Origin of the sequence: Thauera humireducens (genome assembly GCF_001051995.2) — a bacterium.
In the GTDB taxonomy this organism is placed as follows: domain Bacteria; phylum Pseudomonadota; class Gammaproteobacteria; order Burkholderiales; family Rhodocyclaceae; genus Thauera; species Thauera humireducens.
In genome coordinates this window covers 1,385,015-1,400,202 of the sequence record NZ_CP014646.1, presented here as the reverse complement: position 1 = coordinate 1,400,202, position 15,188 = coordinate 1,385,015, and the positions used below count along the sequence as shown (strand labels likewise).

General features: G+C 63.5%; 21 protein-coding genes. 12 read left to right on the top strand and 9 right to left on the bottom strand.

The window, feature by feature from the left end:
• Positions 1–12 precede the first annotated feature (12 nt).
• The 4 genes from AC731_RS06605 to AC731_RS06590 all read right to left on the bottom strand — a co-directional run bounded on the left by AC731_RS06605 (position 13) and on the right by AC731_RS06590 (position 3,030).
• Positions 13–834 (bottom strand): RecB family exonuclease, encoded by an 822-nt coding sequence (locus tag AC731_RS06605; RefSeq protein ID WP_048703096.1) that lies wholly within the window; start codon positions 832–834, stop codon positions 13–15.
• Complete coding sequence (locus tag AC731_RS06600) at positions 831–1,139, bottom strand: hypothetical protein (RefSeq protein ID WP_048703099.1); 309 nt, start codon at positions 1,137–1,139, stop codon at positions 831–833. Before AC731_RS06600 ends, AC731_RS06605 begins: the two co-directional genes overlap by 4 nt.
• The gene (locus tag AC731_RS06595) at positions 1,139–1,507 is read right to left on the bottom strand and encodes a hypothetical protein (protein ID WP_048703103.1); all 369 of its coding nucleotides are present in this window, start codon (positions 1,505–1,507) and stop codon (positions 1,139–1,141) included. Before AC731_RS06595 ends, AC731_RS06600 begins: the two co-directional genes overlap by 1 nt.
• An 893-nt stretch (positions 1,508–2,400) precedes the next feature.
• Positions 2,401–3,030 carry a DUF4145 domain-containing protein gene (locus AC731_RS06590; protein WP_048703106.1) on the bottom strand — a complete coding sequence of 210 codons (630 nt, stop codon included), beginning with the start codon at positions 3,028–3,030 and terminating at the stop codon, positions 2,401–2,403.
• On the opposite strand from AC731_RS06590, the gene AC731_RS19835 reads away from it, so the two are divergent.
• Positions 3,029–3,199, top strand: a complete 171-nt coding sequence (locus AC731_RS19835) for a hypothetical protein (protein ID WP_156480661.1) — start codon at positions 3,029–3,031, stop codon at positions 3,197–3,199. The two genes, AC731_RS06590 and AC731_RS19835, sit on opposite strands and share 2 nt — an antisense overlap.
• A gap of 44 nt (positions 3,200–3,243) precedes the next feature.
• On the opposite strand, the gene AC731_RS06585 is transcribed toward AC731_RS19835, so the two are convergent.
• The 3 genes from AC731_RS06585 to AC731_RS19500 form a co-directional block, all read right to left on the bottom strand.
• Positions 3,244–3,696, bottom strand: coding sequence for a hypothetical protein (locus AC731_RS06585; protein WP_048703111.1), 453 nt, complete (start codon positions 3,694–3,696; stop codon positions 3,244–3,246).
• Complete coding sequence (locus AC731_RS06580) at positions 3,693–3,962, bottom strand: hypothetical protein (protein WP_048703114.1); 270 nt, start codon at positions 3,960–3,962, stop codon at positions 3,693–3,695. Before AC731_RS06580 ends, AC731_RS06585 begins: the two co-directional genes overlap by 4 nt.
• 158 nt (positions 3,963–4,120) lie before the next feature.
• Positions 4,121–4,873 carry a LexA family protein gene (locus tag AC731_RS19500; RefSeq protein ID WP_237266614.1) on the bottom strand — a complete coding sequence of 251 codons (753 nt, stop codon included), beginning with the start codon at positions 4,871–4,873 and terminating at the stop codon, positions 4,121–4,123.
• Between AC731_RS19500 and AC731_RS20400 the strand changes: the two genes are divergently transcribed.
• Entirely contained in the window at positions 4,857–5,090 is a 234-nt protein-coding gene (locus AC731_RS20400) for a helix-turn-helix domain-containing protein (protein ID WP_062450069.1), read from the top strand. The two genes, AC731_RS19500 and AC731_RS20400, sit on opposite strands and share 17 nt — an antisense overlap.
• Before the next feature lie 102 nt (positions 5,091–5,192).
• Here the strand turns inward: AC731_RS20400 and AC731_RS06565 are convergent, their stop codons facing one another.
• Entirely contained in the window at positions 5,193–5,477 is a 285-nt protein-coding gene (locus AC731_RS06565) for a hypothetical protein (RefSeq protein WP_048703119.1), read from the bottom strand.
• 220 nt (positions 5,478–5,697) lie between these two features.
• Complete coding sequence (locus AC731_RS06560) at positions 5,698–5,946, bottom strand: hypothetical protein (RefSeq protein WP_048704816.1); 249 nt, start codon at positions 5,944–5,946, stop codon at positions 5,698–5,700.
• Positions 5,947–6,035: 89 nt separating this feature from the next.
• On the opposite strand from AC731_RS06560, the gene AC731_RS06555 reads away from it, so the two are divergent.
• From AC731_RS06555 to AC731_RS06510, 10 genes are all read left to right on the top strand, one after another.
• Positions 6,036–6,347, top strand: coding sequence for a hypothetical protein (locus AC731_RS06555; protein ID WP_048704814.1), 312 nt, complete (start codon positions 6,036–6,038; stop codon positions 6,345–6,347).
• Between the two features lie 409 nt (positions 6,348–6,756).
• Complete coding sequence (locus tag AC731_RS19495) at positions 6,757–7,584, top strand: YdaU family protein (RefSeq protein WP_082794257.1); 828 nt, start codon at positions 6,757–6,759, stop codon at positions 7,582–7,584.
• Between the two features lie 4 nt (positions 7,585–7,588).
• A complete protein-coding gene (locus AC731_RS06545; RefSeq protein ID WP_048704811.1) occupies positions 7,589–8,248 on the top strand; it encodes a DUF6475 domain-containing protein in 660 nt (219 codons plus the stop codon).
• A 251-nt stretch (positions 8,249–8,499) separates the two neighbouring features.
• A complete protein-coding gene (locus AC731_RS06540) occupies positions 8,500–8,925 on the top strand; it encodes a RusA family crossover junction endodeoxyribonuclease (protein ID WP_048704818.1) in 426 nt (141 codons plus the stop codon).
• Positions 8,922–9,425, top strand: coding sequence for a hypothetical protein (locus AC731_RS06535; RefSeq protein ID WP_048704808.1), 504 nt, complete (start codon positions 8,922–8,924; stop codon positions 9,423–9,425). Before AC731_RS06540 ends, AC731_RS06535 begins: the two co-directional genes overlap by 4 nt.
• Before the next feature lie 49 nt (positions 9,426–9,474).
• On the top strand, positions 9,475–10,107 hold the full coding sequence (locus AC731_RS06530; protein ID WP_156480648.1) for a terminase small subunit-like protein: 633 nt from the start codon (positions 9,475–9,477) through the stop codon (positions 10,105–10,107).
• A complete protein-coding gene (locus AC731_RS06525) occupies positions 10,107–11,381 on the top strand; it encodes a PBSX family phage terminase large subunit (RefSeq protein ID WP_048704803.1) in 1,275 nt (424 codons plus the stop codon). The genes AC731_RS06530 and AC731_RS06525 overlap by 1 nt, the downstream gene beginning before the upstream one ends.
• Positions 11,382–11,399: 18 nt before the next feature.
• The gene (locus AC731_RS06520) at positions 11,400–13,649 is read left to right on the top strand and encodes a portal protein (protein WP_062450067.1); all 2,250 of its coding nucleotides are present in this window, start codon (positions 11,400–11,402) and stop codon (positions 13,647–13,649) included.
• Positions 13,646–14,011: a Gp49 family protein gene (locus AC731_RS06515; RefSeq protein ID WP_048704228.1), complete on the top strand. Its 366-nt coding sequence runs from the start codon at positions 13,646–13,648 to the stop codon at positions 14,009–14,011. The genes AC731_RS06520 and AC731_RS06515 overlap by 4 nt, the downstream gene beginning before the upstream one ends.
• 197 nt (positions 14,012–14,208) lie before the next feature.
• Positions 14,209–15,177 (top strand): hypothetical protein, encoded by a 969-nt coding sequence (locus AC731_RS06510; RefSeq protein ID WP_048704225.1) that lies wholly within the window; start codon positions 14,209–14,211, stop codon positions 15,175–15,177.
• The last annotated feature ends 11 nt before the right edge of the window (positions 15,178–15,188 follow it).

The following is a 15,188-nucleotide window of genomic DNA, read 5'->3' as shown; positions in this document are numbered from 1 at the left end:
GCTCCTGGTGTGTCAATCGTGAAATGGGCAGGTCGCATGGCGCGGGCAGTACTTGTCCGAGCACAGAAGCGACTTGGCGTTGGGGTAGAAACGGCCGGTCTTGAACATCTCGGCCGCGAACTCGATGAGGCCCGGGTGTTCGTCGGTACCGACCATCACGCGCTTGCCGTTGCGGATCGTTCCTGTCGCGATCTCGGGCGTGCCCTTGGTCTTGAGTCCGATGATCTCGGCGTCGTCGGTGATGGGTTGGCCCGTCGTGTGCTCGTACAGGAGTTCATAGGTGCCGATCTGCGGACCGTGGCCCTTGGTGACCGCGGCGCCCTTCTGGACAGCTGCGGATCCGCTCTTAAGGTCAGCGATCCCGACACCCTCACCAAGGCGCCGAATCCGGGCGCGGTCCATGGTCCCGGTCAGGCGCACGATCACGCCGCTGCCGCAGTCGATATCGAGCGGCTTGGTCTCCATCTCGACGGCGATGAAGTCGTAGTTCGGCGAAACCTCGGTGCAGTACTTCGAGACCAGAGCGAGGCCTACGCGCTCGGCCTCGGACATGGTGATGTCGTCCCGAGCGGGGTCGAACTCGTTCTCCGGGTCGCGCAGTGTGTCCACCATGGCGCCGGCCGCGTCATCAGCGGTCAGCCCCGACCCATCAAGGCGCGACTGGTCGAACACCGCGGTACCCGCATGGATGGCCGTGCCAAGCGCTGCCCGAAGCCCGACCACGTTTCGGAGCTTCAAGAGGTGGATGCCCTCCCACCGGTAGGCGCAGTCGAAGAGCCCTGCCCAGGACGATGCGCGGACGGTGAGGGACGGGAGCGTCTCGGGGGCGTTCATGGTTGCGCCTCGGCGATGACAGCGTGCGGCTCTCCGCACTCGATCCCGTACTGACGGGCTACCTGCGCAACTGCGATCGCTGCTTCCGCATCGGCCTTGGCGATCAGCATCTCGGTGTGCGCGTCGTGCGCCTCAAGCGCGCCATATCCGGCGAAAATCAGGGCAACTCCAAGCCAGGCTGGCCAACGCGGGGCGGGTTTCTTGTTGGGGTTCATGTTCTCTTCCTGGGAACGGTTGATTCCTACACATCGCGCCACCAGCAGCCCGGCGGCGAGCCACATCACTGCAAGTAGCGCGGCGCTCATCACGCAGCCATCCGATCGGCGACGGCCTCAGCTTCAGCCAGGCGCTTGTCGCGCTCGATCTGCTCGCGGGCCTTCTCGCGGCACCTGGCATTGAGGTAACCGCGTGCCTCGTCCATTAGCAGCGTTCCGACGTGCGCGTCGCCGACGAAGGCGGCGCACATCAGCAGCTGCATGTCTTCGTGGTCGTAGGTCGCAAGCACCTCCGTCAGCGCCTCGGCAAGCGCAGCGCCGCGGATCGGGGTGCCGACCTCGCGATCCCAGATCTGGTCGGCGATGGCGTCGATCGCCTCGTCCTCGGCGATCGAGTCGTCCAGTTCGGCGTAGTGAGTGGCGAGCGCGCGCCGCTCGTAGGCTTCCTGAAGGCACATGTCGTACTCCGGAAAAAAAAAGGCCCGCACGAGGGCGGGCCAAAGGGGAGGTGATAGGGGCTTTGCTGGCCCGCCTCGCTGAACCGACGGGAGGAGGGCGCCGGGTGTAGATCAGACTGCCCACAAGGGGTGAAGCGAGCCAGGGAAGCCCCCGAGAGGGCTGGTACTGCATTTTGCCGGATTACGCTTTACCGGCGTTCGCTCCAAAGCACATCCCTTGCGGGCCTGTGGGCGATCGTGTGGGGGGCCGGTACGGTTTTACCGGCGTTTGGCGAGGTCCGATCCGACCCTTTGGCTGGGCGCCTCGCCACACGGATATCTTCCGCCGCGGCACTTCAGCGACGTGTAGCCAAACTCAATCACGCATTCACCCACAAGAAAGAGGGATCCTGACAGCGGCGGCACGCTACGTCCGCCCGTTCGTACTGCTTGCGTGCCCTGTTCAGCTTTTTTCACGGGGCGCCCTCTTTCTTGTGCCGCCTCGTGAGAAGCGGCCAAGTGTTGCCGGCTTTGGGAGCCAGCCCATCTGTGCAGTCGATGTTCGGTCGGTCTGCTGCCTATCCCACGGATCGCTTGCGCGTGGTCCGCTTTTCGGCCTGGGATCGCCTATCGAGTCGGTCCGTGCAGGTCTTGGCCTGGCGGTGCCGGGATTGCCGCGTGTCTCGATCACGCGATGTCCGCCAACTCTCGCAGCATGTGCGGGCGGTGGTATTGGTCTGGTTGTTAAGGCATCGCAGCGCTGTGATGTGCTACGATGGGCAAAATATCGCATAGGCGATTCTATTAGTCAATCGCATAGGCGATATTTTTATGAAATAATCCACCCGCACCTCGATCGATAGGCGTAAAAAAGCCCGCGATGGGCGGGCTGTGAATCAGGAGGCGCGGCGACGCTATGTCGTGCGCCGTCGTTCCTCAAGCATGGCGGGTAGCGTGAAGACGTACATCAGGAAAAGTTCGGTGAAGTCGCGCAGGTTGCGAGCGAATTCGACCGTTACCGGGTCAGTGTCATGCACGGCGGTATTATCGTCGAACCGGATGGCGTGCGCCCACTCGGCCAAGCTTTTGGTGATTTCGTGGCGGGCGGCAAGCAGGTCGATGCGGTGGGCGAGCGTGCCGGTCATGTCCGGCCAGCGGGTTTTGAGCGCAACTTCGAGTGTCTTGCGAAAGACCATTGCGGCGGCGTCGCCGTTGTCGTGGTCGCGAATCAGTGCGTCTGCCCCCTGGATGAACAGCGCTTCAACCTGCGAGGGCAGGTGCTCTGGCGCGCGCGCGATGGGCGGCTTGGGGGTGATTTCGATGCTCATGCCCGGCTCGGGACGAATGACTTTGGGCCAGTCGCGCTGGAAGCCGCGCTTCTTGGCGTCTTCGAAGACGACGTGCGCGACGGACGCCCGCTCGCAGCTTGGGCAGGCGCAGAACAGATCGAATTCGTTGGGCGAGTCCTTGATGGAACGGGTTGTCACCACCGGGAACACGACATCCTTGATGCAGTAAGGGCACAGCCCCAGGAGAGAAGACATGGAAATTGGATCCTATTCCGAAATGATCAACCGCATTCTGGACCAAGGCCCCGACGGCGTCATGGGGCTGTTGATGCAGGCGTATCGAACATCGAGCAACAAAGAGGCGTTTGTTGCAGCGCTGGCATTCGAGTTGGTGCTACGGGCTCGTGCCGGACTGAGAGCGTAAAAAAGCCCGGTCGGGGCGGGCTGGATCAGAAGGCTGAGGGCGCGCTACTGTGTTGGCGCGGAGGGTGGCGCCAATACGGGGGCCGGGACGTTGATGATAACCGGAGGCGCAGTCGCGGCTGCGGGTTGGGTCGCCGCAGGCTTAAGGGCATTCGTCATGGCCATGAACAAGCCGCCGAAGCCGATGAACAGCCCCACGACAGTGGCGATCATCCAGCGCTGCGTCTCAACGATGCCGCGATGGATTTCGGCCTTCACTGACGCCACATCTTCCTTGGTTGCGGTCTGATCAAGCCGGGACTCAACGCGTGCGAACCGCTGATCGACCTGCGCAAAGCGTCCGTCGATGCGGTGCATAGCATCTGCGAATTCGGCATGTGTCACATAGTCAGTCACGGGTGGATCTCCATCGTTCCCCCCATCGTAGCGGCGGGGCCGACCCTTGTCGATCTTGGTCATGAAGTCGATCACGTTCTCGATCGGCTGCGGTCGGCTCATGACGACTCCCCCTTGTTGAGAATGGAGATGATCGTTGCGTGCAGCACAAGGTCAATCGGGAAGTTGCCCTCTTCGCGAGCACTGAGGCGCGTGGCCTCGACCATGCTTACCAGCTCATCCTCGTCAATCAACCCTTTACGAAGAAGCAGCTTGGCAAGGATTACGGTCATCGAGCCGACCGCGGTGATCGCCTGGGGCAACATCGGGCCGTCGTGTGACTCGAGATCGTCGTCGCTCGGTGGAGGGTGGATGTCAGGGGTAACCATAGTTGGACCAATAGGCAATAAGTGGCGTTCGTTCGGCTACAGATCGACGCGTCTAGCCTTGATGCTCTTGAGGAGGCAGCGGAACCCAGACTGCAAAGTGCGTCAGGCGATGCACCCATGAGATGAGCTGGTCGATCGTAATCTGTGCGGACATGAAACTACGGCAGCTCAAGGCCCGCATAGACCACGACCCCACAGATGTGATCGTCGGGGGTGAGCTTGATGTAGCGGTTCGGCCAGTCGGGGTTGATCGCCTCGAGGTACATCTCGCCATCGACAAGCGTGAGTCGCTTGAAGGTTGCCTCGTGCCCGTTGCGCCGCACGACGACGAACTTGCCAGGCAACGGCTCGGCGCTGGGATTGACGTACAGGATCATCCCGTGCGGGAACGAGTACTCACCGGTCGGCGCCGTCATCGACTCACCCTTGACGCGTAGCGCGTAGCCGTGCGGCCCCAGGTCGCGATGGCATTCAACCCATGCCTCAGCGTCACCCGGTTGGAAGTTGTCGATGATCTCTGTCCACATGCCGGCCTGTACCGATGAGATCAGAGGTACGCGCCCCTTCATTGCATATGCAGGGGCGACGTTGGCTTCATCAGAAAACGACGACAGGCTTCTAGGCCCGCGACCGTCTGCCAGCCACTCCGCTCGTACGTCAAGGGCGCGAGCAAGAGCAACAATGTCCGCCGAAGAGGCGTTGCGGCCTCGTTCGATGTCAGAAATCGTCGTCTGAGAGAGCCCTGAGGCAGCAGCGAGCTGCGTCTGTGTCATGCCGCGAGTTTTGCGCGCCGCTCGGACGCGATAACCGAAGGTTTCCATATCGCAATTGTGATTTAAACGAGAACCGCATAGGCGATTGCAAAAAAATCGCATAGGCGATACTCTTTCGATCATGACTTCGAAAGCCATCACCCTTGACCCGAAAGCCCGAATCCTCGATCTGTGCCAAGCGGGGATGACGCAGACCGAAATTGGGCAGGCCATTGGTCTGTCTCAGCCGGCTGTGTCTGACCTTGTGCGGGGCCGCACGACAACTGTTCAGTGGGAGGTCGGCCAGGCGCTGATCGCGCTCCACGCAAAGCATGTGCGCTGTTCGTCATCAAGATCGAGCCCGGAGGCCGCATGACACGAAAGCTAGTAATCGCCTGGGGCTGGCTGATGGCGGTCGTTGTTGCCAGGCCCGTGCTCGCCTTTGTCAAGTGGGAGCAGGGCCGGGAAGACAAGCGGGCTACCTCGGAGCAGGAATCGTGAAGGCGCTCAGGTCTCCGCAGTCGTCGCACTTGAAGATGGCTTCTTTGGCGCCTGGCAGCTTGCGGCTGTTTCGGCTTCCAGTGCGCGTCAGCCGAGGCGATGCGCAGTGGTCGCAGACGTTGCCTGCCGCGCCGTTTGCGAGTGCCGCTTCCAGCTTCGCAATGCGCGCCTCCAATTCCGGGACTTTCTGTGCCGCAGCCTGCATGGCCTTCCACTCGCTGCGCTCTTTGATGATGTCCCAAGCGTCCTTGATCAAGCTCATGAGCAACCCCTTTGGAGTCAATGGTGTGTGGAAGCTTCATTGTATCCATTGTGGGTTGCTCCCCGTTGTCATTCCCAGCCAGGGGGCGGCGTGATGTCGAGCGACCGATCCGCAGTGGAGCAGCGACTGCAAGACGCTATCGACGCCGGCCGGCTCGGATCTGTGATCGGCGCCGCGATGTACGAGCAGTTGGAGCTCGGCACCCGCCAGTATGTGACTGCTACGAGTCGTTCCGCGCCGCAGACAGAAGACCTCGCAGCGCATCTTTCGTGGCGGCAATGGTTCGATCTGACACGGGCCATGTGTCTGCGCCGATTTCGACGCGGAGTGACGCCTCCGTCAGGGCAGCAACAAGCGCCTCTCTCGGCTGACTGTGCATACGGAGAAGAGCTTGGAGCGTTGCCTCCACCGCGTTCAGGCGGCCGTGAATGAGGTCGACGTTCGCCTTCATCGCTTCGATTTCGTTCATGGCTTCCCCTTTGCGAATGACGGTTGCGTGAGAACTCCCATTCTATATGCATCGGGGAAGCCGCCCATAAACCCCCTGGAGCACCGCTAGTGTCTCTGCTCAATCCTTTCACCTGGTTCGCCCGAGAGCCGGCCGGCGAGGCCGCTGCCGGAGACGATCCGCAGTTCTCGCGCCGCGCGGCCGACTCGTCAGGCGTCGCGATGGACGATGGTTTCTCGCTCCGAATGCCCGCAGAGCTCAAGACGCTCGGTCTGCGCCGTGCGCGGGCATTGGGCTTCTCAACGATGGGCGAGTACGCACGGTTCCTGATCACGGTCGACTGCATGGATGAGGACGATGTCGACATCCTGCCGTCGCGGCTTCGTGATTTGGTAATACAAAAGGGTAGGGGGCGGGAATGAGGCGCCATGTGGCGGGCGACGGCATGATTCGCCACGTCGTAAGCGTCTCGCGCGAAGTGGGGGACGATGCGGCTTGCGGTGCCCCTCAGGTGACGGTCAGTTCTGCTCTGTCCATCCAACGAAGTCGTCGTTGGAGTCGTTCTCGAACGTCCAGCGTTGCCCGCACGCTCGACAGACGTACTTCTCAATGTTCGCGGCCCGCTGTCCGGCGGGGGCGTACGAGCCCGCATAGCCAACGCTTGCGAGGCTTCGGTGTGGCGGTGCGCGGCGCCCCTTGGGTAGCTTCAAGCAGTCGTCGCACTTGTTCATTGGCATACCTCACCGCGTTCTTCTCATGGGGGGATGATTGTCTCACTCCATGCCGCTCAGGTCTGTTGAAGGCGGTGCTGGCGAATGTGCGGGTGGGCAGATGAACTACTACGAGCACCACCTGGGCGACTACGCCAAGGACACGGGGCATCTCTCGATGCTTGAGCACGGGGCGTATCGCATCCTGCTCGACCGCTATTACTCCACGGAGGCAGGCATCCCCGCGGCGCAGGCTTATCGCCTTGCTAGGGCTCGCTCAGACGAGGAGCGCCAGGCCGTTGATGTCGTGCTGGAGGAGTTCTTCGAACTGGTCGATGGGGTGTGGCACAACGGGCGTGCCGACGAGGAAATCGAGCGAGCGCGTCAGCGCATCGTTACGGCACAGCAGAACGGCAAGAAGGGTGGGCGTCCTCGCAAAAACCCAACCGGTTCTGATTCGGAAACCCAGCAGAAACCCGATGGGTTTTCGTCGGGTTCCGATTCCGAAACCCAGCAGAAAGCTCACCAAGCACCAGGCACCAGACACCAGACACCAGGTGAACCAAAAGCGAGCGAATCACTGAACCGCAGTAGCACGCACGAGGATCCGGGCGCGCTCGCCTCTGCCGAGCCTTCCCCCGAAGTCGAGCCCACCGAGGCCGGCACGATCTGCCGACGGATGCGGGAATCGGGCATCCAGGGCGTGAATCCAGGCCACCCGAAACTGCTCGCCCTGCTGCAAGCCGGCATCACCGCCGACGAGCTGTGCGGCATTGCTGCCGAACCGAACGCGGCCGGCAAGGGCATGGCTTGGGTGCTGGCCACCGCTGAAGGCCGGCGCCGCGATGCGGCCAAGGTGCGACCGCTGCCGAGAGCATCCCCGACGTTGGCAGACCGCAATCGACAAGCGGCCGATGAGGCCAAGCGACTGATCTTCGGCGAGGGTTGAACCCATGCAGCAACACGAATTCGACGCGTTCTCCGACATGCTCCAGGCGGTGGCCGAATACTGCGGCAAGCCGCTCTCGCCGGGCGTGATCGCGATCTACTGGCAGGGGCTGAAAGACCTTGACCTGCCGGCCGTGCGCCACGCGCTGAACGCCCACGTGCAGAACCCCGACACCGGACAGTTCATGCCGAAGATTGCCGACGTGCGCCGCATGCTCGGCGGCACAACGCAGGACTCCGCACTGCGCGCCTGGGCAAAGATCGACAAGGCCGTGCGCCACGTCGGCCCCTACGCCAGCGTGGCGTTCGACGATGCCCTGATCCACCGCGTGCTCCACGACATGGGCGGATGGGTTGGTCTGAGCTCGAAGAGCGAGGACGAGTGGCCGTTCGTTGCCAAGGAGTTCGAGAACCGCTATCGCGGCTACGCCATGCGCAACGAGAGACCCGAGTATCCGCCGGTCCTGACTGGTATCGCCGAGGCGGAAAACGTACGTCGCGGCCTGCGTTCCGATCCGCCGCGACTGATCGGCGACGCGACCAAGGCTGAAGCGGTGATGCAGGGCGGAACGAGACGACCGCTGATCGGCTTCGCGACTGCGTCGGCCGCTGCGATTGAGGCCTCGCAGCCGCTGCGCGTGATCGACGGCAGGAGCGCGGCATGAGCGCGGAGCAACAGGTCAGTGCATGGGCTGCAGCAGGCTATGACGCTATTGCTGCCTGAACGCGAACGAGGTGAGTCATGGGGCATGAAACACAAGCATCGCTGTTTGGTGCGCCAGTTGCTGCGGTTTCGGGCGCAGGGGAATCGGGCTGCAGTCGAGGCGATGAAGCGAAGCAGCGGGTACTCGGTACTGCTTCCGGATGCGAACGCACAGTGGGCAAAGGGCAATCGCGGGGAGAGGGGGGATTGGCGGTGATCGAGTTCGTCGTGCCGGGTGAGCCGGTAGGGAAGGGGCGCCCAAGAGCGTTCAGGATGGGCGACGGCGTGCGGATGCACACGCCGGAGAAGACTGCGCGCTACGAGAACCTGGTGGCGATGGCGGCACAAGAGGCCATGGCTGGACGTGCGCCAATGGAGGGCGCGGTGGCCGTCGGTATGGTCCTCGTGACGGTGCCGCCGGCATCCTGGTCGATGAAGAAGCGCAACCAGGCGCTCGATGGGCAGATCCGCCCGACCACGAAGCCCGACTGCGACAACGTGCTCAAGGCGATCGCCGATGCGTGCAACGGCATCGTGTGGCGCGACGACAAGCAGATCACCGACGTCGCGATTCGCAAGCGTTACGGCATGCGTCCGATGGCGCAGGTGATTGTTCAGCCGGCGGAGGTGTTCGAGTGAAGGAGCAGGGCTGCGCGAAGAAGTCGACAGCGGAGATCGTGCTCGAGGCAGTGCAGGACATCCACGCCCGTGAGCAGATCGTGACCCGGGAGACGCTGGCCGAACTCACCGGCCTGAAGCTGACGACGATCGACGACCGCCTTGGTTACCTGCTGGATAACGGCAAGATTCGCCGGGTGCAGCGCGGGGTCTTCGTTCCGATGGAGCAGCACAAGCCGGCCAGGCTCATCACCCGGACGCTTCTGCCCGACGGGACGACGGTGCTCGAGATCGGGGACACAGTGATGCAGCTGACGCCGCGCGAATCTCGCGTGCTCGGTGAGCTCATGGCCGGCTCAGGGCAGCAGTACGCGGCCATTCAGATTGGTCACGAGGCGGAGTTCATGGCAGCAACGCTCAGCGCGAAGGTGCGGAGGCTCGAGCGGCTCGTGCAGGAGCTGACCTCAGCGCATGCCGAAGAGCAGATGGCGCTGCCGCTGCTGGCATCGAACAAGGCCTAAACCCCTGTAGGGCTGGATTGACGCGTGGCTGCTGGCGAGCATGCCGCGCATGACTCGTAAGACCGCCACGTCCACCGATCCGAAGAAGCCGGCCGCGAGGAAGCGAGTCGCCGGCACCGCTGCGCGCAAGGCTGCAGCAAAAGCACCGGCCAACCCGTTCAAGATCAACAGCAAGGAATGGAACCGCGAGAAAGTCATGGATGCGGTGTGCAATGCGATCGCATCAAGCTCGAAGAGCATCACCACCATTCTGGCCGCCGGGCACCAAGGCCACCCGCTTCCCGATTATGCAACTGTCGCACGCTGGCTGAATGAGAAAGACGAGAACGGCGCCAACCCGATCTGCGACCAGTACGCGCGCGCGAAGGAGGCCCAGGCTGAGTTCATGGCCGAAGAGCTGGCCGAACTTCACAACAAGGCGTGGGTGCCTGTCCTCGATCCAGATACCGGGATGCCCATCGTGGTCGACGGCAGGCCGCTGATGACCGTCGATAAGGCGTCGGCAGCGATCGTGCGCTTGGAGGCCGACAACAAGAAGTGGCTTATGGGCAAACTCAAGCCCCGCCGCTTTGGCGACAAGGTCACGCAGGAGCACGTCGGCGAGGGAGGAGGGCCGATCAAGGCCCGCATTGCCGTTGAGTTCGTGCGCCCGCCCGCTCGAAGCGAGGATGACGAGTCGTGATGCTCGCCGAGCCGCCAATAGCAAAGCTGCAGATCACCGAGAAGCTGGAAGGGCTTTTCACGCCACGCCGCTACAAGGTGATGCACGGCGGCCGTGGTGGCGGGAAATCGTGGGCTGTCGCTGCCGCGCTGCTGGTGCTTGCCGCAGACAGGCCGCTTCGCATCCTGTGTGCGCGCGAGGTTCAGAAGTCGATGCGCGACTCGGTGCATCGCCTGCTGAAGGACACGATCGTGCGCCTTGGTCTTCAGGACTTCTACGAGGTGCTCGATACCGAGATCCGCGGCGCCAACGGCTCGATGTTCCTGTTCTCCGGCCTGCAGTCGCACACCGTCGATTCGATCAAGTCATTCGAGGGCGTGGACGTTGTGTGGGTCGAGGAGGCCCACGGCGTCAGCAAGAAGTCATGGGACGTGCTCATCCCGACCATCCGCAAGGACGGATCGGAGATATGGCTGACGCTCAACCCGGACATGGACACCGACGAGACGTACCAGCGATTCATCGCAACGCCGTCGCCCGACACCTGGGTTTGCGAGATCAACTGGCGCGACAATCCGTGGTTCCCGGAAGTGCTGAACCAGGAGCGGTTGAAGGCCAAGCGCTCGATGCTGCTGGAGGATTACGAGCACATCTGGGAAGGCAAACCGCGCACCGTAGCCGAAGGTGCGATCTATCGCCACGAGATCCAAGCGCTCTACGCCGAGAACCGCGTCGCGCGCGTGCCCTACGACCCGCTGCTGCCGGTGCACACCGTGTGGGACTTGGGGTGGAACGACGCCATGACCATCGGCTTCGTGCAGCGCTCGCCAATGGACGTCCGGATCATCGACTACATCGAGGACTCGCACCGCACGCTCGACTGGTATGTGGCGCAGATCGAGCGCCGCCCGTATCGCTGGGGTCACGACTATCTGCCGCACGATGGCCGCACGCGCAATTTCCAGACGGGAAAGAGCACCGAGGATCTTCTGCGAGAAATGGGGCGTAAGCCGATCGTTCTGGCACAGACAAGCGTCGAGGAAGGCATCAAGGTCGCCCGCATGCTGTTCCCACGGTGCTATTTCGACCAAGACAAGACCAGCCGGCTGCTGGAGTGCCTGAAGCGCTACCGCCGCGCGCTGCACACGCAGACTGGCGAACCCATGGGGCCGCTGCACGACGAGTTCAGCCACGGCAGCGACATGTTCCGCTACATCGGCCAAGCCGTTCCGGTGATGCCGGCCTCGATGGAACAGAACTACGAAGAACCCCCGCCGCCCGACTGGCGCACCTGACCCACACCGGAGCGAACGATGCTCGCAGAACAGACCCACACCACCGACGAAACGGAACTGCAACCGGCCGACGCGCCGATCACCGTCGACGAGTTCGCCCAGTTCGTGCGTGAGGCGATCAACCAGCAACCCTGGCGCGCGAACGCGGACAAGGAAGCAGACTACGCCGACGGCAATCAGCTGGATAGCGAACTGCTGCAGCGGCAGAAGATGCTCGGCATTCCGCCGGCCAAGGAGAACATCATCGGCCCGGCCATTCGCGCGGTGTGCGGCTACGAGGCCAAGACGCGCACGGACTGGCGCGTGACGCCCGACGGCGACCCGCAAGGGCAGGACGTCGCCGACGCGCTGAACTACCGGCTCAACCAAGCCGAACGGCACAGTCGCGCCGATCGCGCGCTGTCCGATGCTTTCCGATCTGCCGCGACCGTCGGAATCGGCTGGGTGGAGGTCACGCGCGCCTCGAACGCGCTCCAGTTCCCGTACAAGTGCCGCGCAGTCCACCGGAACGAAATCTGGTGGGACATGCAGAGCGTCGAGCCGGATCTGGAAGACGCCCGCTGGCTGTTCCGCCGTCGCTGGGTGGATAGGCAGCGCGCTGCGCGCATGTTCCCCGAGCACGCCACGATCATCATGCACTCCGCGGACAAGTGGATTGCGGATCTGGCCGGCGAAATGCTCGAAGGCGGGCAGTCAACCGGGCTCGCCCAGGCCATCGACGCAGAGCGCGCATGGACCGTGCAGGAAGACAACTGGTACAACGACGAGAACCAGCAGGTTTGCCTGACCGAGCTCTGGTATCGCCGCTGGGCCGAGGTCACAATCCTGCGAGCGCACACCGGCCGCGCTGTCGAGTACGACCCGAGCAACCCGGCCCACGATGCGATGCTGCATGCTGGGCGTGGCGTGCTGGAGCGCCAGATCATCCCGAAGATGCGCCGCGCCTACTTCATGGGGCCGCACTGCCTGCATGACGGCCCGACGCCGCACCCGCACCAGCACTTCCCCTACGTGCCCGTGTGGGGGAACCGCGAGGACATGACCGGGATTCCCTACGGGCTCGTGCGCGACATGCTGTTCCCGCAGGACAACCTCAACGCCTCGATCAGCAAGCTGCGCTGGGGCATGTCGGCGACGCGCATCGAGCGCACAAAGGGCGCGGTCGCCATGACGGATGAGGTGTTCCGGCGCATGGCTGCCCGCGTCGACGCCGACATCACCCTAGATGCGGACCATATGGCCCGGCCCGGCGCGCGTTTCGAGGTCAAGCGCGACTTCCAACTGAATGCGCAGCAGTTCGATCTGATGAACGACTCGCGCCGCGCAATGGAGCGCGTCAGCGGGATCACGGCAGCCTTCCAGGGCCAGAAGGGCACCGCAGCATCGGGTATTCAGGAGCAGACGCAGCTTGAGCAGTCCCAGGTCGCCGTCGCCGATCTGATGGACAACTTCAAGGAAGCGCGGCGCATGGTGGGCGAATTGCTGATGTCGCTCATCATCACCGACATGGGCAAGGCCGAGCAGACCATCGTGATCGAGGGCGACACGCTCAATCCGCCGCGGACCGTCGTGCTGAATCACCCCGAGATCGATCCCGACACCGGCATCCAGTACCTGAGCAACGACGTGCAGCGCACCCGCCTGATGGTCGCCCTCGAGGATGTGCCCAGTTCCAGCAGCTTCCGCGCACAGCAACTGGCCGCACTGTCTGAGTCGGTGAAGTCACTGCCGCAAAAGCTTCAGACGGTCGTGATGCCGTTCATGATCGACCTCATGGATCTGCCGCGTAAGGATCAGATCGTGCAGGCCATTCGACAGGCGACGGCGCAGGCGGACCCCGAGCAGTTGCGCGAGCAGATCAAGCGCGAACTGATGTTCGAGCTCAAGGAGCGCGAGCTCGCTATCAAGGAATCCGAGAGCGAGGCCAAGATCAAGAAGCTGATGGCCGAAGCGGTGCAGACCGGCGTGCAGGCGGCATTCAGCGCGATGCAGGCCGGCGCGCAAGTCGCACACATGCCGCAGATCGCTCCGATCGCCGACGTCGTGATGCAGGGAGCAGGCTACAAGCGCCCGAATCCGATGGGCGACGACCCCAACTTCCCGCAGCCGACCGCGCCCGCCGTCGCAGAACAGGCCCAGGCTGCGCCCGAGGTGCGGCAGAATACCAGCCCGACGTTCCCCCCGGTGCCGGATGATGGCGCTTCGCCCATGCAAGGGATCGAGACGCCGGAGACGGCCGACAACCTCCCCGAAGGAGCTGAAGCATGAACGACCACACCATCGAGCAGGAAATTCAAGCCAAAGGGTTGACCGCGCCGCGCGTGACGCCCGCGGACATCGAGGCGAACATCGTCGGGGAGCACTACTTCACCGCATCGCAGGCCGTTGAAGCGGTAGAAGGCTGCGTGCACGAAATCGGCAAGTCGCCGGATTGGGGCACGCTGCAGCTTCTGACATTCTGCGTCCTCGTGCTCCGTAACGGCTTCACCGTGCCCGGCGAATCGTACTGTGCCGACGCTGAGAGATTTGATGCAGAGACGGGGCGCAATGAAGCCCGCAAGGATGCCATCACCAAGGCATGGCCGCTGATGGTCTACGCGCTGAAAGAGCGCCTCGCCGGCCAGGCATAGCCGAGGCGCCAAGCACAGGCGCAGCCGCGCCACCCCTACGAGCCCGCCGAGCGCGGGCTTTTTTGCGCCCGCATTTCCCGCCGCTTTCCCGCCAGTAGTGCATCCGCCCAATCCTTACCCCCTGTAGGGCTGGAGCCTTGTGCATTCGCCCAACCAAACTGCCCGCGCAATGTTGCCCGCAGCTTGGATAAGCGCAAATGAGCATGACCGCCGCCGAACTCCTCGAGGCCGCCCTGGACGGGACGCTTCAGGATGATGACGCACCCACCGAGCAGCCGCAAGTCACCGAAACCGACGACGCGCCCGCTGCCGCCTCTACCGAACGCCAAGACCCGCCGCAGGCCGGCGCTACCGAGACGGAAGTCGAGGGCGCACCGATCCTGAGCAAGTCCGGCGCCTACACCATCCCCTACGAAAAGCTGGCCGAGGCCCGCGAAGGTCGCAAGGCCGCGCTGGACCGCGTCGCACAGCTTGAGCAGCAAGTGGCGGAACTGACCGCCCGCCAGCAGCAAAACCTCGCAGCCGCCCAGGCCGATGCACAAGACCGCGCAGCCGCCGGTCAAGGGCAGACCGCAGCAGATGCGAACCTCGCTGCCGCTACGCAGGCGATGGCCGAAGGCGTCGACATCTCTGTCTTCGGCGACTTCTCGGAAGAGGATCTTGCGAAAGGCGTGGCCGAGTTGAATCGCCGCGCCATGGCCCAAGTTGAGTCACGGCTGATGGCCGCGCTCGATGACAGGCTGGCCCCGATCAAGGCGAAGGAAGCCAAGACGGCATCCGACGCCCACTACGACGCGATCTACGGCGCCCACCCGGACGCTGACGAGCTTGTCGAGTCGGCCGAGTTCGCGGCATGGCGTAACGGCCTGCCTGCATTCGCCAAGGCCGGCGTCGAGCACGCGCTGACCAAGGGCGCCGCGCAAGACGTGATCGAGGTCTTCAACGCATTCCGCGCAACCAAGCCGCAGCAGCCCAGTACCGCACGCACCGCGCCGGAGGCGCCCGCCCTTCGCGTGCCCAACTCCCTGTCCGATGTGCCTGGAGCGGCGCCGATGGACGAAACGCAGCAGACCCTCGCCGCAGCTGGAAATGCAGCCGCCTTGCTCGAACGCATGGGCTCCATGTCATCGGACCGCATCGACGACCTGCTGGACAACCTCATTTGAACGCATAGGAG